The sequence below is a fragment of the Teichococcus rhizosphaerae genome (genome assembly GCF_002631185.1).
Lineage (GTDB): Bacteria > Pseudomonadota > Alphaproteobacteria > Acetobacterales > Acetobacteraceae > Pseudoroseomonas > Pseudoroseomonas rhizosphaerae.
The window spans coordinates 1-24931 of the sequence record NZ_PDNU01000017.1 but is presented as its reverse complement, the minus strand read 5'-3'; the positions used below and the strand labels follow the sequence as shown (position 1 = coordinate 24931).

The 24931-nt window shown below is 72.3% G+C and carries 25 protein-coding genes; 18 read left to right on the top strand and 7 right to left on the bottom strand.

Annotated elements, in window-relative coordinates:
- The first annotated feature begins 1 nt into the window (after position 1).
- From CR162_RS10660 to CR162_RS10650, 3 genes are read left to right on the top strand one after another with little or no spacing between them, the layout of a single operon-like run.
- Positions 2 to 1219 (top strand): ABC transporter permease, encoded by a 1218-nt coding sequence (locus CR162_RS10660; protein ID WP_245870260.1) that lies wholly within the window; start codon positions 2 to 4, stop codon positions 1217 to 1219.
- Positions 1216 to 2124 carry an ABC transporter permease gene (locus CR162_RS10655; RefSeq protein WP_245870258.1) on the top strand — a complete coding sequence of 303 codons (909 nt, stop codon included), beginning with the start codon at positions 1216 to 1218 and terminating at the stop codon, positions 2122 to 2124. The genes CR162_RS10660 and CR162_RS10655 overlap by 4 nt, the downstream gene beginning before the upstream one ends.
- Positions 2125 to 2152: 28 nt before the next feature.
- Entirely contained in the window at positions 2153 to 2551 is a 399-nt protein-coding gene (locus CR162_RS10650) for a GFA family protein (protein ID WP_099095537.1), read from the top strand.
- 10 nt (positions 2552 to 2561) lie between these two features.
- Here CR162_RS10650 and CR162_RS10645 read toward each other — a convergent pair whose 3' ends face one another.
- Positions 2562 to 2891, bottom strand: coding sequence for a DMT family transporter (locus tag CR162_RS10645; protein ID WP_099095536.1), 330 nt, complete (start codon positions 2889 to 2891; stop codon positions 2562 to 2564).
- 119 nt (positions 2892 to 3010) lie between these two features.
- On the opposite strand from CR162_RS10645, the gene CR162_RS10640 reads away from it, so the two are divergent.
- On the top strand, positions 3011 to 3754 hold the full coding sequence (locus CR162_RS10640) for a superoxide dismutase (protein WP_099095535.1): 744 nt from the start codon (positions 3011 to 3013) through the stop codon (positions 3752 to 3754).
- A gap of 51 nt (positions 3755 to 3805) precedes the next feature.
- Here CR162_RS10640 and CR162_RS10635 read toward each other — a convergent pair whose 3' ends face one another.
- Both CR162_RS10635 and CR162_RS10630 read right to left on the bottom strand, forming a co-directional pair.
- Positions 3806 to 4525, bottom strand: coding sequence for an LrgB family protein (locus tag CR162_RS10635; RefSeq protein ID WP_099095534.1), 720 nt, complete (start codon positions 4523 to 4525; stop codon positions 3806 to 3808).
- 13 nt (positions 4526 to 4538) lie between these two features.
- Complete coding sequence (locus tag CR162_RS10630; RefSeq protein ID WP_099095533.1) at positions 4539 to 4907, bottom strand: CidA/LrgA family protein; 369 nt, start codon at positions 4905 to 4907, stop codon at positions 4539 to 4541.
- Between the two features lie 454 nt (positions 4908 to 5361).
- On the opposite strand from CR162_RS10630, the gene CR162_RS10625 reads away from it, so the two are divergent.
- The 4 genes from CR162_RS10625 (at position 5362) to CR162_RS10610 (ending at position 9074) form a co-directional block, all read left to right on the top strand.
- Positions 5362 to 6597: a CaiB/BaiF CoA transferase family protein gene (locus tag CR162_RS10625; RefSeq protein WP_099095532.1), complete on the top strand. Its 1236-nt coding sequence runs from the start codon at positions 5362 to 5364 to the stop codon at positions 6595 to 6597.
- A 2-nt stretch (positions 6598 to 6599) separates the two neighbouring features.
- Positions 6600 to 7499, top strand: coding sequence for a hydroxymethylglutaryl-CoA lyase (locus tag CR162_RS10620; RefSeq protein WP_099095531.1), 900 nt, complete (start codon positions 6600 to 6602; stop codon positions 7497 to 7499).
- Between the two features lie 2 nt (positions 7500 to 7501).
- Positions 7502 to 8023: a CHAP domain-containing protein gene (locus CR162_RS10615; RefSeq protein ID WP_141563132.1), complete on the top strand. Its 522-nt coding sequence runs from the start codon at positions 7502 to 7504 to the stop codon at positions 8021 to 8023.
- A 64-nt stretch (positions 8024 to 8087) separates the two neighbouring features.
- On the top strand, positions 8088 to 9074 hold the full coding sequence (locus CR162_RS10610; protein ID WP_245870256.1) for a Bug family tripartite tricarboxylate transporter substrate binding protein: 987 nt from the start codon (positions 8088 to 8090) through the stop codon (positions 9072 to 9074).
- An 81-nt stretch (positions 9075 to 9155) separates the two neighbouring features.
- Here CR162_RS10610 and CR162_RS10605 read toward each other — a convergent pair whose 3' ends face one another.
- A complete protein-coding gene (locus CR162_RS10605; RefSeq protein ID WP_099095529.1) occupies positions 9156 to 10130 on the bottom strand; it encodes a TerC/Alx family metal homeostasis membrane protein in 975 nt (324 codons plus the stop codon).
- 361 nt (positions 10131 to 10491) lie between these two features.
- On the opposite strand from CR162_RS10605, the gene CR162_RS10600 reads away from it, so the two are divergent.
- The 10 genes from CR162_RS10600 to CR162_RS10555 all read left to right on the top strand — a co-directional run bounded on the left by CR162_RS10600 (position 10492) and on the right by CR162_RS10555 (position 22165).
- Complete coding sequence (locus CR162_RS10600) at positions 10492 to 10770, top strand: twin-arginine translocase TatA/TatE family subunit (protein WP_099095528.1); 279 nt, start codon at positions 10492 to 10494, stop codon at positions 10768 to 10770.
- 358 nt (positions 10771 to 11128) lie between these two features.
- Entirely contained in the window at positions 11129 to 13120 is a 1992-nt protein-coding gene (locus CR162_RS10595; RefSeq protein ID WP_099095527.1) for a TRAP transporter permease, read from the top strand.
- Complete coding sequence (locus CR162_RS10590) at positions 13117 to 13770, top strand: methylthioribulose 1-phosphate dehydratase (protein WP_099095526.1); 654 nt, start codon at positions 13117 to 13119, stop codon at positions 13768 to 13770. The genes CR162_RS10595 and CR162_RS10590 overlap by 4 nt, the downstream gene beginning before the upstream one ends.
- On the top strand, positions 13767 to 14306 hold the full coding sequence (locus CR162_RS10585; RefSeq protein ID WP_099095525.1) for a 1,2-dihydroxy-3-keto-5-methylthiopentene dioxygenase: 540 nt from the start codon (positions 13767 to 13769) through the stop codon (positions 14304 to 14306). The genes CR162_RS10590 and CR162_RS10585 overlap by 4 nt, the downstream gene beginning before the upstream one ends.
- A 20-nt stretch (positions 14307 to 14326) precedes the next feature.
- Entirely contained in the window at positions 14327 to 15058 is a 732-nt protein-coding gene (gene mtnC / locus CR162_RS10580) for an acireductone synthase (RefSeq protein WP_099095628.1), read from the top strand.
- A 65-nt stretch (positions 15059 to 15123) separates the two neighbouring features.
- Positions 15124 to 16113, top strand: a complete 990-nt coding sequence (corA, locus tag CR162_RS10575) for a magnesium/cobalt transporter CorA (RefSeq protein ID WP_099095524.1) — start codon at positions 15124 to 15126, stop codon at positions 16111 to 16113.
- 249 nt (positions 16114 to 16362) lie between these two features.
- Complete coding sequence (locus CR162_RS10570) at positions 16363 to 18327, top strand: Ig-like domain-containing protein (protein WP_099095523.1); 1965 nt, start codon at positions 16363 to 16365, stop codon at positions 18325 to 18327.
- A 90-nt stretch (positions 18328 to 18417) separates the two neighbouring features.
- The gene (locus CR162_RS10565) at positions 18418 to 20313 is read left to right on the top strand and encodes an ABC transporter ATP-binding protein (RefSeq protein WP_099095522.1); all 1896 of its coding nucleotides are present in this window, start codon (positions 18418 to 18420) and stop codon (positions 20311 to 20313) included.
- A 63-nt stretch (positions 20314 to 20376) separates the two neighbouring features.
- Positions 20377 to 21363, top strand: a complete 987-nt coding sequence (locus tag CR162_RS10560) for an acetamidase/formamidase family protein (protein ID WP_099095521.1) — start codon at positions 20377 to 20379, stop codon at positions 21361 to 21363.
- Positions 21364 to 21580: 217 nt separating this feature from the next.
- Entirely contained in the window at positions 21581 to 22165 is a 585-nt protein-coding gene (locus tag CR162_RS10555; RefSeq protein ID WP_099095520.1) for a GcrA family cell cycle regulator, read from the top strand.
- 78 nt (positions 22166 to 22243) lie between these two features.
- On the opposite strand, the gene phnE (CR162_RS10550) is transcribed toward CR162_RS10555, so the two are convergent.
- The 3 genes from phnE (CR162_RS10550) to phnD form a co-directional block, all read right to left on the bottom strand.
- Positions 22244 to 23053, bottom strand: a complete 810-nt coding sequence (gene phnE, locus CR162_RS10550) for a phosphonate ABC transporter, permease protein PhnE (protein WP_245870255.1) — start codon at positions 23051 to 23053, stop codon at positions 22244 to 22246.
- A 43-nt stretch (positions 23054 to 23096) separates the two neighbouring features.
- Positions 23097 to 23993: a phosphonate ABC transporter, permease protein PhnE gene (gene phnE / locus CR162_RS10545; RefSeq protein ID WP_099095518.1), complete on the bottom strand. Its 897-nt coding sequence runs from the start codon at positions 23991 to 23993 to the stop codon at positions 23097 to 23099.
- Positions 23994 to 24223: 230 nt separating this feature from the next.
- The coding region (gene phnD, locus CR162_RS10540; protein WP_099095517.1) for a phosphate/phosphite/phosphonate ABC transporter substrate-binding protein at positions 24224 to 24931 on the bottom strand (708 nt) is incomplete at its 5' end.

Sequence of the window (24931 nt, the reverse complement as noted above, 5' to 3'; positions counted from 1 at the left end):
GTTGGCCGCAGGGGTCGCCACGCCGCTGAAGGCGCGGCTGGCGGCGGCGGCGCTGGTGGCGCCGCTGCTGCTGTTCCTGCTCGGCGTGTTCGTGCTGCCGATCGGCGCCTTCCTGTTCCGCGCGGTGCAGGAAAGCGACGTGGCGCCCGTGCTGCCGCGCACCGTCGCCGCGCTCTCGGCATGGGACGGCGCGGCGCCGCCCGGCGAGGCGGCCTTCGCCGCGCTGGTGGAGGATCTGCGGGAAGCCCGGGCGCGCGACCAGCAATCCGGCGGCGGCGAGGTCGCCCGCGCCTCGGCGCGGCTGAACGCCGACCTGCCCGGCTTCCGCAGCCTGCTGCCGATGACCGCCCGGCGCGTGGCCGCCCCCTTCGAGGGCGAGGCGCGCGCCGCAGTGCTGGCCATCAGCGAGGAGTGGGGGGCGATCGCCCCCTGGGCCGCCATCCGCCGCGCGGGCGGCCCGGTCTCGGACTTCAACCTGCTGGCGGTGCTGGACCTCAAGCGGGACGCCACGGGCGGCCTCGGCACCGCGCCGCCGGACGAGGCGATCTTCCGCGCCATCCTGTGGCGCACGCTGTGGATGGGGGTGCTGGCCACCGCCATCTGCCTCGCCATCGGCTACCCGCTGGCCTGGCTGATCGCGACCGCCCCGCCGCGCGCCGTGCCCTGGCTGATGGCCGGCGTGCTGCTGCCCTTCTGGACCAGCCTGATCGTCCGCACCGCCGCCTGGATGGTGCTGCTGCAGCGCGAGGGCGTGGTCAACGCCGCGCTCGGCGCGCTGCGGCTGGTGGAGGAGCCGCTGCCGCTGCTGTTCAACCGCGGCGCCGTGCTGCTGGCCATGGTGCACATCCTGCTGCCCTTCATGGTGCTGCCGATCTATGCCTCGCTGAAGTCGCTGGACTGGCGGCTGCCGCGCGCCGCCGTGTCGCTCGGCGCCTCGCCGGCGCGGGCCTTCCGGCGGGTCACGCTGCCGCTTTCCCTGCCAGGGGTGGGGGCGGGGTGCCTGCTGGTGTTCATCCAGGCGCTGGGCTTCTACGTGACGCCCGCCCTGCTCGGCGGCGCCAACGACCAGATGCTGCCCTATTTCGTCGCCTTCTACGCGTCCCGCACCGTCAACTGGGGGATGGCTGCGGCGCTGTCCTGCCTGATCCTGGCGGCGGTGGCGGTGATCCTGGCGGTGTATGGCCGGCTCGTCGGCTTCTCGCGGATGCGCCCCGCATGAGCCCGGACCCCGCCCTGCCGCGGATCCCGGCGCGCCTCGCGGGCGCGGAGCCGGGGGGCGCACCCCCTCCGGCACCCCCTCCGGCACCCCCCTCGGCGCCGCCGCCCGTGGCAGCGCGGGCGCGCCCCGCGCCAAGGCCCGGCCGCATCCTGCTCTGGACCTTCGGCCTGCTGGCCATCCTGTTCCTGCTGGCGCCGGTGCTGGCGGTGCTGCCGCTCTCCTTCTCGGCCGGCTCCTTCCTGCACTACCCGCTGCCCGGCCTGTCGCTGCGCTGGTACGCCGATTTCTGGAACTCCGATTTCTGGCTGCCGGCGCTGTGGAACTCCTTGCGCGTCGGCGCCGGTGCCGCGCTGCTGGCGGGCGCGCTCGGCACGCTGGCCGCCTTCGGCCTGTGGCGCGGGCGCTTCCGGGGGCAGGCGGTGGTGATGGCGGTGCTGCTGGCGCCCATGGTGGTGCCGGCCATCATCGTGGCGGTGGCGCTGCTGCTGTTCTTCGGGCCGCTGGGGCTGACCAACAGCTTCACCGGGCTGATCCTGGGCCATGCCGCGCTCGGCGCGCCCTTCGTGGTGGTGACGGTGCTGGCGGCGCTGCAGCAGTTCGACCCGGTGCAGCTGCGTGCGGCGGCGGCCTGCGGCGCCTCGCCGCTGCGCGCCTTCTGGCGCGTCTGCCTGCCGCAGATCATGCCCGGCGTGGCGGCGGGGGCGGTGTTCGCCTTCGCCACCAGCCTGGACGAGGTGGCGGTGGCGCTGTTCATCGCCGGCCCCGCCCAGCGCACCCTGCCGCGCCAGATGTTCTCCGGCCTGAACGATTCGATCAGCCTGACCATCATGGCGGCGGCCATGGTGCTGGTGCTGATCTCGGGCCTGCTGCTTCTGGCGGTGACGTTGCTGCGCCGCGCGCGTTGAAGGGGAAACGCAGCCAGGGAGACGGGCGATGCTGGAAGGCGGATGCTTCTGCGGCGCGGTGCGCTATGTGGCGGAGGGCGAGCCCTTCAACCCCACCCTCTGCCATTGCGCCGATTGCCGGCGCGCGGCGGGGGCGCCCTGCGTCGCCTGGTTCAGCGTGCCGGCGGCGGCGCTGCGCTTCACCCGCGGCGCGCCGCGCTTCTTCGCCTCCAGCCCCAAGGCGGAGCGCGGCTTCTGCGCCGGATGCGGCACCACCCTCACCTGGCGCGGCCATGCCACGCCGGGCGAGATCGACGTCACCATCGCCAGCCTGGACGACCCGGAGGCCGTGCCGCCGGCCGACCACACCCTGATGCGCGGCCGCCTTTCCTGGATGAGGCTGGATGACGGGCTGCCGCAACACCAGGGCTGGCGCACGGAGGAATAGGCGCCCCGGCTCAGTGGCCGGCGCTGCCCGAGAGCAGGTTGATCACCAGAACCCCGGCCAGGATCAGCCCGATGCCGATCAGCGCCGGCGCGTCGAGCCGCTGCCCGTAGAGCACCCAGCCCGCCGCCGAGATCAGCACGATGCCGATGCCGGACCACAGGGCGTAGGCGATGCCCACGGGCCACGCGCGCAGCGCGAGCGACAGGAAATAGAAGGCGCCGCCATAGCCCAGCACCACCACAGCGGACGGCAGCGGGCGCGTGAAGCCCTTCGCGGCCACCAGCGCGGAGGTGGCGATCACTTCGAGCAGGATGGCCAGGAAGAGGTGCAGGCTCGCCATGCGCCGCCCCTGCCGGCGTGAAACCCGCGTGTCAAGCGCGGCCCGGCCCTTTCCGCCTCGCATCCCGGCGCCACCTGTCGTGTTGAACCCGCAGGACGGGCAAGGGAGACCCAGACGCCATGACCACGACCACCCCCATGCTGGCGCGCCGCGGCATGCTGGCCGCCGGCGCCACGCTGTTCGCCGCCGGCCTTTTCGCCGCTCCGCGCCGGAGCCTCGGCCAGGCGGCGCCCTCCGGCCCCTACACCCTGCCGGCGCTGCCCTATGCCGCCAACGCGCTGGAGCCGCATATCGACGCCGCGACCATGGAGCTGCACCACGGCAGGCACCACGCGGCCTATGTGACCAACCTGAACAACGCGCTGAAGGACCATGGCCAGCTCGCCGCCATGCCGCTGGAGCAGCTCCTCGCCAAGCTGGGCGAGGCGCCGGAGGCGGTGCGCACGGCGCTGCGCAACAATGGCGGCGGCCATGCCAACCACGCCATGTTCTGGCAGATCATGGGCGGCAAGGGCGGCGCGCCCTCGGGCGAGCTGGCCCAGGCGATCGACCGCGACCTCGGCGGCCTCGACAAGATGAAGGCCGACTTCAACGCCGCCGGCGGCCGGGTGTTCGGCTCGGGCTGGGTGTTCGTCACGGTGGACCGCTCGGGCAAGCTGGCGCTGGCCAGCCGGCCGAACCAGGACACGCCCATCATGGACGGGCAGCGCGTGCTGATGGGCAACGACGTGTGGGAGCACGCCTACTACCTGAAATACAACAACCGCCGGCCGGAATACCTGGCGGCCTGGTGGAACGTGGTGGACTGGGCGAAGGTGGGCGAGCGCTACGCCGCGGCCAAGGCGGGGACGCTGGCCATCTGAAGGCAGCACCGGGGGAGAAAGAATTCTCCCCCGGATCTTTTTTCCGCGAGTTCAGCCGAAGACCAGGCGCCAAAGCAGGGGGAGCATCAGCGCGGTGGCGAGGGCGTTCAGGCCCATCGCCATGCCGCTGAAGGCACCCGCCGTGGCGTTCACCGCAATGGCGCGGGCGGTGCCGAGGCCATGCGCCGCCGTGCCCATGGCCAGGCCGCGGGCCCGCCAGTCCTTCACCCGCATGAGGTTCAGCGTCATCGGGCCGAGCGTGGCACCCGTCACGCCGGAGGCCAGCACCACCGCCGCCGTCAGCCCCGGCAGGCCGCCGATCTGCTCGGCGATGCCCATGGCGACGGGGGTGGTGACGGAGCGCGGCGCGAGGCTCGCGGTGATCTCGGGCGCGGCGCCGAGGGCGAGCGCGAAGGCCACGCCCACCGCCGCCGCCACGCCGCCCCCCGCGATCACCGCCAGCAGGGCCGCCAGCGCCGAGCTTCGCACATGCTGCCATTGCCGGTAGAGCGGCACCGCCAGCGCCACCGTGGCCGGCCCCAGCAGGAAGTGCACGAACTGCGCGCCCTGGAAATATTGCCGGTAGTCGATGCCCGCAAGCAGCAGCGCGGCCGCCAGCAGCGCCACCGCGAACAGCACCGGGTTGGCCGCCGGGTGCCAGCGGCACAGCGCCGCCAGCCGCAGCCCGGCCATCCAGGCCAGCAGCGTGGCGGTCAGCGCCGCCAGCGGGTCCCGCGCGAGATAGACCCAGATCTCGGAAAGATCGACCATCGCTTCCGCGCCCTCAGCCGAGGCGCCGGATCAGCGCCTGGGCCAGCCGGCCCGTGAAGGCGATGCCGGCCAGCGTGCCCGCCACCACCGCCAGCGAGAGCGGCGCCCAGTCCCGCGCCAGCTGCGGCAGGTAGACCACGACGCCCACCCCCGCCGGCACGAAAAGCAGGCCGAGATGCATCAGCAGCGTGTCTGCCGTCTGGCCGAGGCCGGGGGCGGCGGGGGCCTCGGCCGGCCTGTCGCTCAGCCTGTCACGCAGCAGCAGCCCGGCGAAGAGCAGCGCCATGCCGATCACCGGCCCGGGCACCGGCAGGTGCAGCGCGCGGCCCAGCACCTCGCCGCAGAGCTGGCAAAGGAGGAGAAGGGTCAGGCCGTTGATCATGCGCGCGCCTTCCGGAACGGCCGGAGGGTGGCGGAAGGAAACGGGAGGGGATGGGGCAGGGTGGGATGGGGCGGGACGGGCATGGGCAGGGCTCCTTCGGCAGACGGGGAGGCCGCGCATGATCGGGCCGCCGCCCGGCCCGATCCAGGCCTGCCGCGCCGCACAACAAGCGGAGGCGAAAAAACAGGGCGGACCTCCGGGGGAAGGTCCGCCCTCAGGGGGGAGGTGCCGCGCCGGGCAGGCTGGGTGGCGCGGGGGATGCCGGCGGGTTCGGGGGCCGGCATCCGATCGGGGAAAGCAGGGCCCGGGTTCATGGCCCGGGCGCATTCTGCTACGGCAATCATTGAGCTTCGGTTTCCAGGATCGGTGCGGCGCAAAAAAACCGCCGCCCCCTTGCCGGGGGCCGCCGTCTCGCCAAGGCTGCGCCTTGCCAACAGGGGAGAGAGACACGCGCATGAGCACGGCCCAGCCCACTTCGCCCCAGCCCACTTCGCCCCAGCCCACTTCGCCGCAATCCGGCCTTCCCCTGGCCGGGCTGCGGGTGCTGGAGCTTGGCCACTACATCGCCGGCCCCTTCGCCACCCGCCTGCTGGCCGACATGGGGGCCGAGGTGGTGAAGGTGGAGCCGCCGGAAGGCGACCCGATCCGCGGCTGGGGCAGCAAGGCCCAGGGGCACCCGGTGTGGTTCAGCATCCATGGCCGCAACAAGCTCTCGGTCACGCTCGACCTGAAGAACCCGCGCGACAAGGCGCGCCTGCTGAAGCTCGCCGCCGGCGCCGACGCGCTGGTGGAGAATTTCCGCCCCGGCTACCTGGAGCGGATCGGGCTGGGGCCGGAGGTGCTGCAGGCGGAGAACCCGCGCCTCGTCATCGCCCGCGTCTCGGGCTACGGGCAGGACGGGCCGTACCGGGACAAGCCGGCCTTCGGCGCCATCGGCGAGGCGATGGGGGGCCTGCGCCACCTCACCGCGAATCCCGGCCAGACCGAGCTGCCGCCGCCGCGCTGCGGCATCTCCATCAGCGACGACCTGGCGGGGATGTACGCGGCTATGGCCGTGGTCTCGGCCTGCTGGGGGCGGGACCGCGCCGGCGAGGGCGGGCGCGGCCGCATCATCGACATCAACCTGGTGGACAGCGTGCTCAGCCTGATGGAGGGGATGCTCCCCGAATACGGCCTGACGGGAAAGATCCGCCAGCCGGCGGGCGCCGCCATCCCCACCGCCGCGCCCACCAACACCTACCCCTGCGCGGACGGCAAGTGGCTCTGCGTCGCCGGCAACTCGGACCTCATCTTCCGCCGGCTGATGGGCGCCATCGGCCGGCCCGAGCTGGCCGAGGACCCGCGCATGGCCGACAATGGCGGCCGCTGCGCCCACGCCGCGGAGCTCGACGCCGCCATCGGCGCCTGGACGCGCACCCTGCCGGCCAAGGAGGCGCAGGACATCCTGGAGGCGGTGGACGTGCCCTGCTCACGCCTCTACGACATCCGCGACATCGCGGAGGACCCGCATTTCCGCGCCCGGGACTCAGTGATGGAGCTGCGCGACCCGCTGATCGGCCCGGTGCTGCACCCGGCCGCGCCCTTCCGCTTCGACGGCGTGGCGCCGCGCGACATGGTGCGCTGGACGGGGCCGGCCCTCGGGGAGCACAACGCGCGGGTGTTCGGCCAGTGGCTGGGGGAGGAGGTCTGACCATGGGCGAGAGCGTCACCATCAGCGAGGTCGCCCCGCGCGACGGGCTGCAATCCATCGGCCCCTTCGTGGCCACCGAGACCAAGGTGGCCATGGTGCGGGCGCTGCACGAGGCGGGCCTGCGGCGGATGGAGGTGGGCAGCTTCGTCAGCCCCCGCCACGTGCCGCAGATGGCCGACACGGCCGAGGTGCTGAAGGCCGCCCGCGCGCTGCCGGGGCTGGAAAGCACCGTGCTGGTGCCCAACCGCAAGGGCTTCGACCTCGCCATGGCGGCGGGGGCGGACCGGCTGGGCTTCTTCATGTCCGTCACCGAGGCGCACAACCGCGCCAACCTCAACCGCAGCCGCGCCGACAGCCTGGCCGAGCTGTCCGAGCTGGTGCGCGAGGGCGCGCGGCTGGGCGTGAAGATGCGCTTCAACCTGTCCTGCGCCTTCCACTGCCCGTTCGAGGGGGTGGTGCCGGTGGCGGATGCCATCGACATGGTCGAGAAGGTCTACTCGCTCGACCCCGAGATGGAGATCGGCATCGCCGACACCACCGGCAACGCCGCGCCGGACCAGGTGGCCGAGGTGTTCCGCCACGCCCTGGCCTCCTGGAACAACCCCTTCGCTTTCCATGGCCACGACACCTACGGCATGGGCGTGGCCAATGCGCTGGCGGCCTTCGAGGCGGGGGTGCGGGTGTTCGACGGCGCCGCGGGCGGCCTCGGCGGCTGCCCCTTCGCCCCCGGCGCCACCGGCAACACCGCCACCGAGGACCTGGCCTGGATGTTCCGGCGCATGGGCGTCTCCACCGGGCTGGACTGGGCGAAGCTGCTGAAGGCCGCCGACCTGTGCGCCGCCGTCCCCGGCGGCACGCCGGGCGGGCGCATGCGCGGCGTTCCCGCCGCCCGCGCGGCCTGAGGGTGGGGGCTCCGGGCAGGGGCGCCGCCCTTCCCGGGGCGCTGGCGCTGCTGGCGGCGCTGTTCCTGTCCGCCTGCGGCGGCGGGGGTGGCGGGCCCGTCACCGGCGCCGCCGCCCTGCGCGAGCCGGTGGCCTGCGTGCCCTATGCCCGCGCCCGCTCGGGCGTGGAACTGCACGGCGATGCCGGCACCTGGTGGGAGGCCGCCTCCGGCCGCTACGCGCGCGGCCATTCGCCGCGCCCCGGCAGCGTGCTGGTGCTGCGCCCGGCGGGGCGGATGCGGGATGGCCATGTGGCCGTGGTCAGCCGGGTGCTGTCGGCGCGCGAGATCCGGGTGGACCACGCCAACTGGGCCAGCGGCTCCTCCAAGGGCCGCATCGCGCTGGACCAGCCGGTGATGGACGTCTCGCCGCGCAACGACTGGTCGCTGGTGCGGGTCTGGTACCCGCCGGCGCGGAGCTACGGGGTGACGGCCTACCCGGCCGCCGGCTTCGTGCATGGCGGGCAGGCGGTGGCGGCGCGCTAGCCCCGCTGGACGCCGCGCGCCGCCCGTGCTGCAAGCGTGGAAAAGCCCTGCCGGAGGTTGGCCCGTGACACCGCATCGCCGCACCCTGCTCGCCAGCACCCTTGCCCTGGGCGCCGCCGCCCTGGCCGCGCCGCGGCCGCTGCGGGCGCAGCCGGCCTGGCCCGACAGGCCGGTGCGCTTCGTCGTGCCCTTTCCGGCCGGCTCCACGCCGGACATCCTGGCCCGCGCCCTGACGCCGCATTACGGCAGCGTGTTCGGCCAGCCCTTCGTGGTGGAGAACCGCGCGGGCGCGGGCGGCAACATCGGCACCGACGCGGTGGCCAAGGCGACGGACGGCCACACCATCGGCCTCACCATCAATGGCCCGCTGGCCACCGCCCCCGCCCTCTACGCCCACCTGCCCTACGACCCGGTGAAGGATCTCGCCCCCATCTCGCTGCTGGCGCGGTCCGGGCAGGTGCTGGTGGTCCGCCCCGGCATTCCGGCGCAGGACGTGGCCGGCTTCATCGCTTATGCCCGGGAGCGGCCGGGCAGGCTCACCTACGGCTCCGTGGGCGCCGGCTCGGGCGGGCATCTCGCGATGGAGGACCTCAAGGCGCGGGCCGGCATCGCGCTGGAGCACGCGCCCTATCGCGGCTTCCCGCAGGCGGTGCTGGACCTGGTGGCGGGCCGGATCGACGCGATGATCCTGACGGTTGCGGGCATCCTGCCGCAGGTGCGGGAAGGTCAGGTGCGGGCGCTGGCCGTGACGGCCGAGGCGCGGCTGCCGCAGCTGCCGGAGGTGCCGACGCTGCAGGAGGCCGGGCTGCCCGGCGCCGTCTCCTATGCCTGGAACGCGCTGGTGGCGCCCGCCTCCATGCCGCCCGGGGTGATCGCCCGGCTGGCGCGCGAGACGCGGGCGGCGCTGGAAACCCCCGAGGCGCGCCAGGCCACCGGCACGGCGGGCTTCGAGATCGTCGCCAGCGGGCCGGAGGAGCTGGCCGCCTTCGTGGCGGCGGAAACCGCGCGCTGGGGCGGCATGATCGAGCGGCTCGGCATCAGGGCCGACTGAGCCGCCGGAAAGCCTTCCCCGCCGGCAGGGCGGGGAAGCGGGCGGCGGGGGAGGGAGCCTCCGCTCCCCCGGCGCTTCCCGTCAGAGGATCGGCTCCTCCTTCTCGCCGCGGGTCTTCCACAGCGAGAGGGCGATGGAGCCGGCGATGATCGCGGCCGTCACCATCAGGGCGTACTCCACCGGCACGGCCTTGCCGCCGGCGAACCAGTTGGCCAGCATCTTGACGCCCACGATCATCAGCACGATCGCCAGCCCGTGCTTCAGGTACTTGAAGCGGTGGATGATGCCGGCGAGCGCGAAGTACATGGCGCGCAGCCCGAGGATGGCGAAGACGTTCGCCGTGTAGACGATGAACGGGTCGGTCGAGACGGCGAAGATGGCCGGGATGCTGTCCAGCGCGAACAGCAGGTCGGTCAGCTCCACCAGCACCAGCACGAGCGCCAGCGGCGTCAGCATGCGCTTGCCGTTCTCGACGACGCTGAAGTTCTTGCCGCGGAAGGTGTCCGTCACCGGCAGGTGGCGGCGCATCCAGCCCAGCACCGGATTGTTGGTCGGGTCCGGCTCCTCGTCGGCGGCGCGCAGCATGGCCCAGCCGCTATAGACCAGGAACAGGCCGAAGATGATCATCACCCAGTCGAACTCGCGGATCAGCGCGGTGCCCACCAGGATCATGATGCCGCGCATCACCAGCGCGCCCAGGATGCCCCAGAACAGCACGCGGTGCTGGTAGGCCGCGGGCACGCCGAACTTGGCGAAGAGCAGCACGAAGACGAAGATGTTGTCGACCGAGAGCGACCACTCGATGACGTAGCCGGTGAGGAACTCGAGGCTCTTGGCGCTGCGTTCCTCCGGCGTCAGGCCGTAGCTCATGCGCAGCCAGCCGAAGAAGAGCAAGGCCAGGCCCACATAGGCGGCCGACTTGATCAGCGCGGTCTTGACCGGCACCGGCGCCGGGTCGCCATTGGCGTCCTTTCGGGCAAAGACGCCCAGATCGAGCAGCAGCAGGCCCAGCACGACCGCGTTGAAGATAACCCAGAACCAGATGGAAGCTTCCACGGAGGGACGGCTCCTCAGAATAGGGGCCCGGCCACATTTCGGCCGTGGAGGGATCGCTACAGGGGATGCAGACCGGGCCCGGATTGCACGAGAAGTCGATCCGACATCACGAAGGCGGCAGTCCGCGGCGAGGCGCAGAGGCCGCCGGGTCGCCAGAGGGGCCCGGATCCGCGGATTTAATGGACGAAATGTCATCCGGTTGCAAGGGTGGTTGTTTCCGGGCGCGATTCACGCCATGTCCTGGTTTGCGCGACGGTGCGCGGGACAGTAGTCTGCGGCATCAAGGCGAGGAGACGCGGTCAGGCTGGCTGGGGCATTCCCGTCACGCCGGTGGCCGCCCAAATTGGATCGAGGCGTGGCTATGGGTTCCTTCAGCATCTGGCACTGGCTTGTCGTGCTGCTCGTGATCCTGCTGCTGTTCGGCGGCGGGAAGATCAGCGGCCTGATGGGCGACCTCGCGAAGGGCATCAAGTCCTTCAAGCAGAACATGAAGGAGGACGACGAGAAGGATGCCTCCATGGCGGCCGACGCGCCGCCCGCGCCGCCCGCCGGCAACATCTCCGGCCCGGCGAGCCCCGCCCAGGCGCGCAACGCGAGCACGCAGCCGAACACCTCCACCTCGTCCCACCCGGCGGCCTGAGCCGCCTGGCCGGGCCGCGAGGCCCGGCCGCCGGCTCTGGCCCGCCCTGTCCGGGGCGGAAATCGGGTGCCGGGAGCGAGCCTCCCGCTCCCTTGTCGCGGCGCCCTGCGGCGCGCCGGGGTGGCCCAGGGCCATGCCCGGGCGCCGTCGCCGCGCGTCGATGACCTCCCGCCTCCCGCCTTGGCCGCCGTGGCACCCCGCAGGGGCAGGCTCTTTGCCGGCGCCGCCAACGCGGCGTTGAAACCTGTCCGCCCCGCCCGGTAGCCTGCGGGCGTGGCGCGCCGCCGGCGCGCCGCCCAGGAAGCACGCGGCACCCCGCTGAAGGGGCCAGCCGGCGGCAGGCAAGGGGGAGCGGTTATTGACGCATTCGGGCGCCATGCAGGCGGCTGGCGGGACCACGCCGGTCGACGATCTGGAATTCGCCAATTCGCGGCGCGCGCTGGCGGGCTGGCAGGGGAGGCTTTGGCAGGCGGTGGGCGCCGCCTTCATCGCCTGGCATCTCTGGGTGCTGCTGGTGGTGCCGGCCGACCCCACCGTGTCGCGCGCCGCGCATGTGTTCATCGGCGCCGCGCTGGGCTTCGCGCTGTTCGCGCCTGGGCGGCAGGGGGGCTCGCGCATCCCCTGGCATGACTGGGCGCTGATGCTGCCCTGCCTGCTCATCGTCGCCCACTACGCGCTGGATGCCGACGGCATCGAGATGCGCTCCTTCATGGGCCCCAACTGGCGGGACCTGGCGGCGGCGGGGCTGGGCATCCTGCTGGTGCTGGAGTTCACCCGCCGCACCGCCGGGCTGATCATGCCGGCGATCGCCACGGCGTTCCTGGTATACTGCTTCATCGGCCCCTGGATGCCGGGGCCGCTCTACCACCGGGGCGTGGAGCTGGCGCCGGCGCTGGTCGAGGTGTTCGGCAACAACGGCCTGCTGGGCACGGTGGTGCAGGTCTCGGCCACCTTCATCGCCATGTTCGTCACCTTCGCGGCCTTTCTGCAGGTGTCCAACGCCGGCACCTACTTCAACGACCTGGCGCTGGCGGCGGTGGGCTGGGCACGCGGCGGACCGGCCAAGGTGACGGTGCTGTCCGGCCTGCTGTTCGGCACCATCTCGGGCTCGGCGGTGGCCAACGTGGTGGCCTCGGGCATGTTCACCATCCCGATGATGCGGCGCGTGGGCTATGACCGCGCCACGGCGGGCGCGGTGGAGGCCACCAGCTCCACCGGCGGGCAGATCACGCCGCCGGTAATGGGGGCGGGCGCCTTCATCATGGCCGAGGTGCTGGGCGTGCCCTACACCGAGATCGCCCTGGCGGGGCTGATCCCGGCGCTGCTGTTCTATGTCGCCAACTACATCCATTGCGACCTCAACGCCCGCAAGGCCGGCATCCATGGCCTGCCGCGCGAGGAGCTGCCGCGCTGGGTGGCGCTGGCCCGCCGCGCCTACATGGCGGCGCCGCTGGTGCTGCTGATCTGGATGCTGGTGATCGGCTTCTCGCCCTTCCGCGCCGCCGCCTGGGGCATCGGCGCCACCATCGTCATCATGCTCGGCACCGCGCTGGCGCACCGGCTGGCGCTGGGCGGGCAGGGCGCCGCCGCCGCCATCGCCGGCGCGGCGCGCGAAACGGCCGGGGCGATCTATGGCGCGCTTTCCGGCAGCGCGCGGGAGATGATGCAGCTCATCGCCGTCTGCGCCACGGCGGGCATCGTGGCCGGCGTCATCGGCCTCACCGGGGTGGGCGGGCGCTTCGCCAGCCTGCTGCTGGAGATCGCCGGTGCCTCCACCTTCCTGGCCATGCTGTTCTCCATGGGGGTCGCCATCATCCTCGGCATGGGGGTGCCCACCACCGCGGCCTACGCCATCGCCGCCGCCGTGGTGGCGCCGGGCCTCACCCGCATCGGGGTGGAGCCGCTGGTGGCGCACATGTTCATCTTCTACTACGCCACCCTCTCGGCCATCACGCCGCCGGTGGCGCTCGCCAGCTTCGCCGCCGCCGGCATGGCGGGGGCCGACCTTTGGCGCACCAGCCTCATCGCGGTGAAGCTGGGACTGGCCACCTTCATCGTGCCGTTCCTGTTCTGGATCTCGCCGGCATTGCTGGCGCAGGGGCCGTTGCCCGGCATCCTGCTGGCGGTGGCGACCGCGGTGGCGGGGGTGTGGATGCTGGCCTGCGCCACGGAGGGCTGGATGCTGAACGGCCCGCTGCCCCCGGTTCTGCGGCTGGCGGCGGGGCTGCTCGGCCTCTCGCTGATGGTGCCCGAAGGCTACACGGACATGCTGGGCGTGGCTGGCACGGTGGCGCTGGTGCTGTATCAGCGCCGCATCCACCCCGCCGGCAGACCGGAGCCCGCCGCATGAGCCCATCCTCCTCCCTGGCCATCCCCGACGCCGCCATCCAGGCCATCATCGGCGCCGGGCGCCGCATGGACCGCTTCCACTGGGTGCCGGCCACGGCCGGGAACTTCTCCGTGCGGCTGCCGGGCGGCCGCGTCGCCATCACCCGCTCCGGCCGGCACAAGGGCTTCCTCGACGCCGATTCGGTGATGGGGGTGGACCTGGAGGGACGGCCGGAGGAGGCGGGGGCGCGTCCTTCGGCCGAGACGCTGCTGCATTGCGGCATCTACCGCCGCTTCCCCGAGGCGGGCGCGGTGCTGCACGGCCATTCCGTGGCCAACACCGTGCTGTCCCGCCAGGCGGGCGAGGGGATCGAGCTTGCCGGCTACGAGCTGCTGAAGGCCTTTCCCGGCCTGCCCACCCACGAGGCGGCGGTGACGCTGCCGGTGTTCGACAACGACCAGGACATCGCCCGGCTGCAGCGGGCGGTGGATGCGCGCTGGGATGGCATGGCTGCCATTTCCCCCGCCACCGGTTCTGTCATTCCCCCGGGCTATTTGATCCGGGGCCATGGCGTCTATGTATGGGCGCGGGACATGGATGCGGCGCTGGCCCGGCTGGAGGCGCTCGAATTCATGCTGGAATGCGAATTACAGGAGCGGAGGAGCCGATGAGCCTTCTGACCGTCAAGGACGCCGCCACCGGCGCCGAGTTGCTGCGCACCAGCGACGCGGAGGAGATCGCCCGGGCGCTGGCGCCGATCAATGTGCGCTTCGAGCGCTGGCAGGTGGCCGACCTGCCGGAGGGCGCCCCGGCCGAGGCCGTGCTGGAGGCCTACCGCCCGCAGCTCGACGCCTTCATGGCCGGCAGCAACGCCGGCACGGCGGACGTGATCAAGCTGGACAGCAGCCACCCCCAGAAGGACGCGCTGCGCGCCAAGTTCCTGTCCGAGCACACCCACACGGAGGATGAGATCCGCTTCTTCCACGAGGGCAGCGGCAACTTCATCATGCATGTGGGCGGCAAGGTGTATGACGCGCACTGCACCCGGGGCGACCTGATCAGCGTGCCGGCCAACACCCAGCACTGGTTCGACGCCGGCACCGAGCCGCGCGTCACGGCGCTGCGCGTCTTCACCGACACCACGGGCTGGACGCCGCACTACACCGGCACCGACATCTCCGAGCGCTTCCCCGCGGTGACCGGGTGAGCGGCAACGTGGCGGGCGGCATGGCTCCGGGTGGCGCGGGAGCGGCGCCGCTCAGCGTGGTGCTGACCGACATCGAGGGCACCACCAGCGCCATCGCCTTCGTGAAGGAGACGCTGTTCCCCTTCGCGGAGCGGGCGCTGGACGCCTTCCTCGACGCCCATGCGGAGGAGGCGGCGGTGGCCGCCTGCCTGCGCGAGGTGCGGCTCATGGCCAAGCCGGGCGAGGACGAGCGCGCCGCGCTGCGACGCTGGATGGCCGAGGACGCCAAGATCGGCCCGCTCAAGACGCTGCAGGGGCTGATCTGGCGCCAGGGCTTCGTCAGCGGCGAGATCGAGGGGCATCTCTGGCCGGACGTGGCGCCCTGCCTGCGCGCCTGGGCGCGCTCGGGCCTGTTCCTGGCGGTGTATTCCTCCGGCTCGGTGGCGGCGCAGAAGCTGCTCTTCGGCCATTCCCTGGCCGGCGACCTGACGCCGCTCTTCGGCGGCTTCTTCGACACGGCGGTGGGCGGCAAGCGGGAAGCGGCCAGCTACGCCGCCATCGCGCAGGGGCTGCACCGGCCGCCGGCCGAGATCCTGTTCCTGTCCGACGTGGCGGAGGAGCTGGACGCGGCGGCGCATGCCGGCCTGCGCGTCTGCCAGCTGGTGCGGGCGCAGGACGGCACGGCGGCCAGCGGGCGGCACCCCTGGGCCGAGGATTTCCCTGGCGTCGCGGCGGCATTCGGCCTACCCGTGCCGCGCCTTTCCGCCGCCTGAGCGGCACCCTCGCTCCTTCTCGACCTCCTTTCCCTCGACAACGCATCGCCGGGAGTGCGCACGGCATGATGACCACCTACACCGTGCGCGAGGGCCGGACCCTGCGCCACGAGGGCATCCCGGCGCCCGAGGCGCTGCGCGACGCGGTCTGGATCGACCTGCTCAACCCCAGCCCGGAGGAGGAGAAGGCGGTCCAGGCGGCGCTGTGCCTGGAGATCCCGACGCGGGAGGAGATGCAGGAGATCGAGAGCTCCTCGCGCCTCTACAAGGAGGACGAGGCGCTCTTCCTGACCGCCAGCTTCCTCTACGGGGTGGATGAGGGGGAGTTCGGCTCCACCGCCATCACCTTCGTGCTGGCCGAGCGCAGCCTCGTCACCGTCCGCTACGCGACGCCCAAGGCCTTCGCCCTTTTCGCCAACCGCGTGCTGCGCACGCCCGCGCTTCTGGCCAGCCCGGACGGCGTGATGCTGGCGCAGTTCGAGGCGGTGGTGGACCGGCTGGCGGACGTGCTGGAGCGCATCGGCGCCGACATGGACCGCGCCAGCAAATCCGCCTTCCGCAACGCCCGCAGCACCAAGAAGGTGAAGGTGAAGGCGCGCGACGCCGACCTGAAGGACGTGCTGATCGCGCTCGGCCAGGTGGGCGAGGTGACCAGCCGCGCCAACGAGACGCTGCTCGGCCTTTCGCGCATCCTCTCCTTCGTGGGCGCCGAGAAGTCGATCGCCGTGCGCAAGGAGAACAAGGGCGGCATCAAGACCCTGATGCGCGACGTGCGCTCGCTGGTGGAGCACGCGGCCTTCCTCAACAACAAGGCCAACTTCCTGCTCGACGCGGTGCTGGGCATCATCAACATCGACCAGAACGGCATCATCAAGACCTTCACCGTCGCCAGCGTGGCGCTGATGCCGCCCACGCTGGTGGCCAGCATCTACGGCATGAACTTCGCCGCCATGCCCGAGCTGCAATGGCAGTTCGGCTATCCGGCCGCGCTGCTGGTGATGGTGGTCAGCGCCGTGCTGCCGATCCTCTACTTCAAGCGCAAGGGCTGGCTGTAGGGGCGGGCGCCCGACTGGCCTCCAGCTCCGGCGCCAGGCGGGAAGCGGGGGCGGGGCATTTCAATCCGCCGGTTTTCGCCATCTTTCGCCCCGGCCGTGTTTCCGCCGCCTGAATTCTTGTTAATTATCGGATTCTGCTCGCGTTTTCTTGCCCAAGCCCACGCTTGCGGCCGCCATGCCGAGGCTGCTTCAAGAGAGGCGGACGCGGCGGCCCGCGCGGGGGCTGCCGGCAAGGGGACAGGCTTCATCTTGAGCACGGCAATCAGCCCGCTGAACGGCGGCAGGATCATCTCCGGCGGCCCCGGGGACGACACCCACCTGGTCTCCGACCTGTCGGACCAGGTGATCGAGGCGCCGGGCGGCGGCACCGACACGGTCGAGACCTGGCTTTCCGGCTACACCCTGCCGGACAATGTGGAGAGCCTGCGGCTGACCGGCACCTCCTGGTCCTCCGGCACCGGCAATGCGCTGAACAACGCCATCACCGGCAACGCGCAGCCCAACATCCTCGATGGCGGCGCGGGCGACGATGTCTTGATGGGCGGCGGCAGCCCGCATGAGGCTGGCCACGTGATCCCGCGCGGCGACACCTTCATCATCCGCGCGGGCGAGGGCAGCGACACCATCCTCGGCTTCCATCCCGGCGACGATGGCGGCGACCTGATCAGCCTGCCCGGCTTCGACTACCGCAGCCTCGCGGGCCTGCTGGCGACGGCCACCGAGGTGGACGGCGCGGTGGTGTTCCGCCTTTCGGAAACGCAGGCGCTCACCGTGCGCGGCGAGATTGCCCTGCGCGCCGCCGACTTCACCGCGCGCGACTTCGACCTCACCGCCAGCCTGACCGGGACACCGCGCCTGGAAACGGACGCGCAGGGCCGCACCGTCGCGGTGCTGACCGGCCGCGCCGAGATCTACGCCCCGACGCCCGACGACCAGTACACCCTCGTCTACATCAAGGACGCGGCGGGCACGAAGCTGGGCGAGGCGACGACCGACGCCAACGGCATCTGGCACTTCACCACCGCGCCGCTGGCGGAGGGCACCCATGCCTTCACCGCCACCTCGGTGGAGGCGAAGCGGAGCCCCGATGACGGGCTGATGCACTTCTTCGAGGTGTCCACCTCCAGCCCCCTCGCCGTGACGGTGCCGGCCGGACCTGCGGAAGAGGAGGTGCCGCCCCCGGCGCCGACGCTGCTGCTGGACGCCGCGAGCGACACGGGCGTGGCAGGCAACAACATCACCGCCGACACCACCCCCATCCTGCACGGCACGGCCGCCACGGGCAGCACCGTCACCCTCTACGGCACCGATGGCGTGACCGTGCTGGGCACCGCCACGGCCCAGAACGGCGCCTGGAGCATCACCGCGGCCGAGCTGGCGGGCGGCGCGCACAACCTGGTGGCGGTGGCCAGCCTGGGCGACCTGCGCTCCGACCCTTCCGCCTCCCTGGCGCTGGTGATCAACCTGCCGCGCGCGGCGGAGGACTTCCCCACCCCCGGCTTCGACCGCGACTTCTACCTGGTGCGGAACGCGGACGTGGCGGCCGCCGGCATGGATGCGCTGGAGCACTATCAGCAATTCGGCTGGCGGGAGGGCCGCGACCCGAACGCCCTGTTCGACGTCACCTACTACCTGGACCAGAACCCCGACGTGGCGGCCTCCGGCCTCGACCCGCTGCAGCACTACATGGAGTTCGGCTGGCAGGAAGGGCGCGACCCGTCGCTCTCCTTCTCCACCGGCCTCTATCTGGCGGAGAACCCGGAGGCGGCCGGCGGCAACCCCTTGCTGCACTACCTGACCATCGGCCAGGCGCAGGACAGCCCGACCGCCGGGGCCACCCCGCACGCCACCGCGCCGCAGGGCCCGCTGATGGATGCCGCCTTCTACTTCGCGCGCAACCCGGACGTGGCGGCGGCGGGCATGGACCCGCAGGCGCATTTCGACCAGTTCGGCTGGCGGGAAGGGCGCGACCCGAATGCCTGGTTCGACCTGGACTATTACCTCGCCAACAACGCGGACGTGGCGGCGGCCGGGGTCAACCCGGTGCAGCACTACCTGGAGTTCGGCTGGACCGAGCACCGCGACCCGAGCGCCGCCTTCTCGGGCGATGCCTATCTCGCGGCCAACGCGGATGTGGCGGCGGCGGGGGTGAACCCGCTGGCGCACTACCTCCAGTTCGGCATCGGCGAGAACCGCGACCTCGGCCTGGGCTGAGCGCGGGCGCGGCGCTCGCGCCACCGTGGCGCGGCCTGTCATGGCCCTGCGCTTGACAGGCCGCGCCATCGGGTTCTGCCATGCCGCTCCATGGCCAGCCGCATCTTCGAGCGAATCATCGACCCCGTGGCGGCGCCCGGGCAGCGGGCCAGCCGCCTCCTCGGCAGCCCGGTGCCGGAGGCGCCGCCGCCGGCGGGGCTGTGGGGCTTCTACTGGCACTTCATCCGGCAGTCGCGGGCGCTGTTCGGGCTGCTCTTCCTCGCCGGCCTCTGCGTGGCGCTGCTCGACGCGCTGATCCCGGTGTTCATCGGCCGCGTCGTCGCCATGCTGTCGGAGCACCCGCCGGGCGCGCTGCTGGCCGAGCGCTGGCCGGCGCTGCTCGGCATGGCGCTCGTGCTGCTGCTGGCGCGGCCCGTTGCCATCCTGGCGCAGAACCTGGTGGGCCAGCAGGCGATCAACGCCGGCGTCACCAGCATGATCCGCTGGCAGAGCCACTGGCACGTGGTGCGCCAGGGCTGGTCCTTCTTCCAGGAGGACTTCGCCGGGCGCATCGCCAACCGCGTCATGCAGGCGGGGCCGGCGCTGCGCGAGAGCGTGGTGCAGTCGGTCAACGCCGTCTGGTACATCCTGGTCTATGGCACGGGGGCGGTGCTCTACCTCGCCTCGGCCAACCTCTGGCTGGCGCTGCCCATCCTGGTGTGGTTCGCGGCCTATTGCCTGCTGCTGCGCTTCATCGTGCCGCGCATGCGCGCCCGTGCCCGCGCCGCCTCCGAGCAGCGCAGCCTGCTGACGGGCCGCATCGTCGACAGCTACACCAACATCCTCACGCTCAAGCTCTTCGCCCGCGCCGAGGACGAGGACGCCTTCGTGCGCGAGGGCATCCTCGGCCTCACCGCCGCCTTCCAGCGGCAGATGCGGCTCGTCACGCTCAACGCGCTGCTGCTCTCCACCCTCAACGCCACCATGCTGGTCTCCATGGCCAGCATCGCGCTCGGGCTGTGGGATGCGGGGCGGATCGAGCTCGGCATCGTCGCGGCCGCGCTGCCGATGGCGTGGCAGATCGCCAACATCTCCGGCTGGGTGGCCTTCAACGTCGCCGGCATCTTCGAGAATCTCGGCGTGGTGCAGGAGGCGAGCGGCAGCATCGCCGTGCCGCCCACGGCGCCGGACCCGGAGGGCGCGCGCCCGCTCGCGGTGCGCGAGGGCCGCATCACCTTCGAGCATGTGCGCTTCGCCTATGCCGGCACGCAGGAGATGGGCGCGCAGGAGCCGAAGGCCGGGCGCGGGGTGCTGGAGGACTTCCACCTCGACATCGCGCCGGGCGAGCGGGTCGGGCTGGTCGGCCATTCCGGCGCGGGCAAGACGACGGCGATGAGCCTGCTGCTGCGCTTCTTCGCTCCCCAGGGGGGCCGCATCCTCATCGACGGCCAGGACATCGCCGGCGTGACGCAGGAGAGCCTGCGCGGCGCCATCGGCGTGGTGACGCAGGACACGGCGCTGCTGCACCGCTCGATCCGCGACAACATCCGCTATGGCCGCCCCGATGCGTCCCAGGCCGAGGTGGAGGCGGCCGCGCGCCAGGCGGCGCACGACTTCATCGCCGGCCTGCGCGACTGGCGCGGCCGCGCGGGCTACGACTCGCATGTCGGCGAGCGCGGCGTGAAGCTTTCCGGCGGCCAGCGCCAGCGCGTGGCGATCGCCCGCGTGCTGCTGAAGAACGCCCCCATCCTGGTGCTGGACGAGGCCACCAGCGCGCTCGACTCCGAGGTGGAGGCGGCGATCCAGGAACAGCTCACCGGCCTGATGGCGGGCAAGACCGTGATCGCCATCGCCCACCGGCTCTCGACCCTGGCCAGCATGGACCGGCTGGTGGTGCTGGAGCAGGGGCGCATCGCCGAGCAGGGCAGCCACGCGGAGCTGCTGGCGCGCGGCGGCGCCTATGCGCGGCTGTGGCGCCGCCAGTCGGGCGGCTTCCTGAAGGAATAGGCGGCGGGAGTTGACCGGCCGCCGCATCGCCGGGAATGTGGCGGGGCCAGGAGGGAACCCGTCATGCCTGCCACCCATCATCTGCGCGCTTCGCCCGAGACGGTGCGCTTCGGGGCGTTCGACGCCGCGTTTCCGCCCGTGCTCACGGTCGAATCCGGCGACCTGGTGGTGATGGAATGCGTCTCCGGCCCCGCCGAGGTGATGCCGCCCGAAAGCAGCGGCCTGGCCAAGCCGGCGGCCCTGGCCGGGATCCACGAGGCCATCGCGGCCGGCGCCATGCCGCGGCTCGGGCCGCATTTCGTCACCGGCCCCGTGGCGGTGGCGGGCGCCGAGCCGGGCGACTGCCTGCGCATCGACATCGAGGGCATCGAGCTGGGGGCGGACTGGGGCTACAACCACTTCCGCGCCCTGGTCGGCACGCTGCCGGAGGACTTTCCCTATCGCCGCCTCATCCACATCCCCGTGGACCGCGCGGCCAGCACCTGCCGCCTGCCCTTCGGGCCGGACAACCATGGCATGACCCTGCCGCTCGCGCCCTTCTTCGGCGTGATGGGCGTGGCGCCGCCGGTGGAGTGGGGGCAGATCTCCACCAAGGAGCCGCGCGCCCATGGCGGCAACCTGGACAACAAGGAGCTGGTGGCGGGCAGCACCCTCTTCCTGCCGGTGCACCGCCCGGGCGGCCTGTTCAGCGCCGGCGACGGCCATGGCGTGCAGGGTGACGGCGAGGTCTGCGTCACCGCGCTGGAGATGTGCCTGACCGGCCATTTCCGCCTGAGCCTGGAGAAGGGCGACGGCACCCGCCGCCCGGCCCTGCGCTACCCGCGCGCCGAGACGCCGACCCACTACATCAGCATGGGCATGCACGAGGATCTCGACATCGCCATGAAGCAGGCGCTGCGGGAGATGATCGCCTTCATCACCGCGCGCAGCAGCCTCTCGGCGGCCGACGCCTACCAGTTCTGCTCGCTGGCGGTGGACTTCCACGTCACCCAGACGGTGAACGGCGAGAAGGGCGTGCACGGCCTTTTGCGCAAGGGCCTGCTGTTCTGATCCAGCGCTCTCCCGTTCCCGTGAAACGCCGCCTTGCATCGGGCGCCGTTTCGCGGGAACAGAGGCGGCCGGCGCGGCCCCGCCACGCCCGCCTCGCCTCATCCGGAGGAGGGGAAATTCTTTTCCACAACTTTTGCGAGTCGCTGCTTGCGCCGCATCTTGTGTCGCCACCCCGGCGTTAACTACCGTATCTGGGGGTGGAGGCAGGAGCCTGGGTATGGATTGGACAGCGGAAGCAATCGAGGCTCTGCGGACCCTCTGGGCCGAAGGCCATTCAACGGCCGAGATTGGCCGCCGCATGGGCATCTCCAAGAACGCCGTGGTCGGCAAGGCGCACCGCCTGAACCTGCCGGCGCGCCCCAGCCCGATCCGCCGTGAAAGCGAGGCCCGCGCCACCGTGGCGCCCGCCGCCGCGACCGCTGCGGAACCGGTGGCCGCGGCCGAGCCGGTGGCCGAGCCGCAGCCCCTGCCGGTGGCACCCGCCGCCGCGCCGGCGCCCGAGCCGGAACCGGTGCGCCCCGCCCTCACCACCCTGCCGCCGGCCACCCAGCCCATCGCGCCCGCCGCCGCCCTGGCCGCGCCGCGCCCGCCCGCGCCGGCCCGCCGCCCCGCGCCGCCGCCGGCCGTGGTCCGGCCCTTCCAGCGCCGGGGAGGCCGCTCCTGCTGCTGGCCGATCGGCGAGCCGGGCACGCCAGAATTCCGCTTCTGCACGGCCGAGGCCATCCCGGCGAAGCCCTACTGCCCCGAGCACGCGGCGGTGGCCTATGTGAAGGCCCGCGACCGGCGCGACGACGCCGCCTGACGCGGTCGGCCCTGAACCGCGCATGAAAAAGCCCGGAAGGTTCTCCTTCCGGGCCTTTTCATGCGCGGCGGCGTGAGGTCAGGCGATGGCGGCCTCGCGGCGGCCGATCAGGCGGCGGCGCAGCGCGCCGGACAGCGTGTCGATCGCGGCCACGGTCAGCACCATCAGGATGATGATGAAGGCCACCTCGTCCCAGTGCCGCACCTTGATGCGCTCGGCGATCTGCAGGCCGATGCCGCCCGCGCCCACCACGCCGAGAATGGCGGCCGAGCGCGTGTTGCTCTCGAAGAAGTAGAGCGCCTGGGCCAGCATCACCGGCAGCACCTGCGGCAGCACGCCGAAGCGCAGCGCGTGCAGCCGCCCCCCGCCCGAGGCGGTGACGCCCTCGCCCTGGCGCTTCTCGACGTTCTCGATCGCCTCCGCGTAGAGCTTGGCCAGCACGGCGAGGTCACTGGTGAAGATGGCCAGCACGCCGGCCAGCGGCCCGAGCCCCACCGCCCGCACATAGGCCAGCGCCCAGATGAGCTGGTCGACGCCGCGGATGCCGTCGAACAGGCGCCGCACGGAAAAGCGCAGCAGCGTGACCGTGACGATGTTGCGCGCGCCGAGGAAGCCCAGCGGCACCGCCACCAGCGCCGCCAGGAAGGTGCCCAGGAAGGCCATGGCCACGCTTTCCGCCATGCCCTTCAGGATCTCCAGCCACAGCGCGCCGGGATTGGGCGGCACCATCAGCCGCAGGATGGTGGCCAGGCCCTCCAGCCCGTTCCACAGCCGCAGGGGCGTGATGTCGAACAGCCAGAAGCTCCAGCCGAGCCAGAGCAGGAAGGCGGCGCCGCCCGCCCAGCGCAGCGCGCGGGTGGTGCCGGCGGGGCCGAAGGCGGCGGGCATGCGGGCCTGCCACAGCGCAACGGTTCGTGCATCCGGCCGCATCTCAGCGCCCTCCCGCCACATGGATCAGACGGTGCCGCAGCCGCTCGGAGACGAGGTCGATCAGCATGACGGCGAGGATGACCAGCAGGACGATGGCGCTGATCTCCTCGTAGTAGTTGAAGGCGATCACCTGGTAGAGCTCCTGCCCGATGCCGCCCGCGCCCACGAAGCCGATGACGCTGGCGCCGCGCACGTTGATCTCGAAGCGCAGCAGCGCGTAGCTCAGCAGGTTGGGCGCCACCTGCGGCAGGATGGCGTAGCGGCAGGCCTGCGCCCAGTTGGCGCCCGAGGCGCGCATGCCGTCCCAGGCCTGCATCTCGGCGTTCTCGATCACCTCGGCGAAGAGCTTGCCCAGCGCGCCGGCGGTGTGGATGGCGATGGCCAGGATGCCGGCCAGCGGCCCGACGCCGAAGGCCCAGACGAAGATCAGCGCATAGACGATCTCGGGCACGGTGCGGGTGGCCTCGAGCGCGCGGCGCGTCAGCGGCGAGAGCCAGCGCCCGGCGCCCAGGTTGCGCGCGGCGGGAAAGGCCAGCAGCAGCGCCACGGCGGCGCCGGAAAGCGTGGCGAGCGCCGCCATCTGCGCCGTCTGCGCCAGCAGCAGCAGCCAGGAATCGAGGCGGTAGAACCAGAAGGCGATGCTGCCCTCGGTGTCCGGCCCGGCGAGCAGGGCGGACCATTGCAGCGACGGCAGGATGCGCTGGAAATACTCGCCGATACGCGGCAGGCCGGCGGCCAGGGTGGCGGGGTGGAACTCGCTGATGCGGGCGGCCAGCAGCAACAGGGCGGCCAGCAGGCCGAGGCCCAGCAGCGTGGCGTTGCGGCGCTGGCGGCGAAGCGCCTGGAAGGCGGCCTCCCCGCGCTGCACCACCGGAAGATGCGCGGCGATGGCGTCCATGAACTCTCTCATGCGGGGGCGGGAAGGGGCCGGGGGAGGGTGGATCTCTCCCCCGGCCCGCCGGCTCGGCGACGCCGGCCCATGGTCAACGACGCCTGCGGCGCCAGGCCATGGTCAGCAGCGCCGACGGCGCGGGCTGTTGTTCGGCGGCGCCGGCGCCGCGGGCTGTCGCTCAGCAGCGCCGACGGCGCGGGCCGTCGCTCAGCAGTGCCGGCGGCGCGGGGCGATGTTCAGGAGCGCCGGCGGCGCTCGGCGGCCTCCTCGCGGCGCAGTTGCATGATCGGCTCGAACATGGCGTGGGTCACGCGCTCATAGCCCTTGCCGCCGCCGCGCTCGATGTCCGAGTAGATCTTCGGGTGGCTGGTGGGCAGCGCCAGGTGGAAGTTGGTGAAGTCCTCCTTGAACGCCGCCGGAAGGGCGGAGCGCACCACCAGCGGGCCGTTTGGGATGGGACGGGACTTCCAGATCAGGTTGAGGTCGGACATCTTCAGCATGCCCTTGGAGACCATCGCCTGCAGGTTGCCGCGGCTGAAGCCCTGGCTCTGGTCGCCGATGCCGGAAGCCCAGGTGCAGCAGGCGTCGTACTGCTTCTGCAGCACCGCCACCACCGCCTGCTCATGCCCGCCGGCGAAGCCGGTGCGGGAGAAGAAGCCGTTGATGTCGACGCCCGAATTGCGCAGCTCGGAGCGCGGGATCAGGTAGCCGGAGGTGGAGTTCGGGTCGGCCCAGGCGAGGGACTTGCCCTTCATCTGCTCCAGCGAGGTGATGCCGGAATCCTTCCGCGTCACCATCACCGAGATGTAGGAAGAGGAGCCGTCGCTCTCCAGCGGCACCACCAGCGGCTCCACCGCCCCGTTGGTGTCGAGCCAGGCACCGGCATAGCCCGAGGCGCCCATCGAGGAGGCCTCGATCTGCCCGGCCGAGAAGGCCTGCATCAC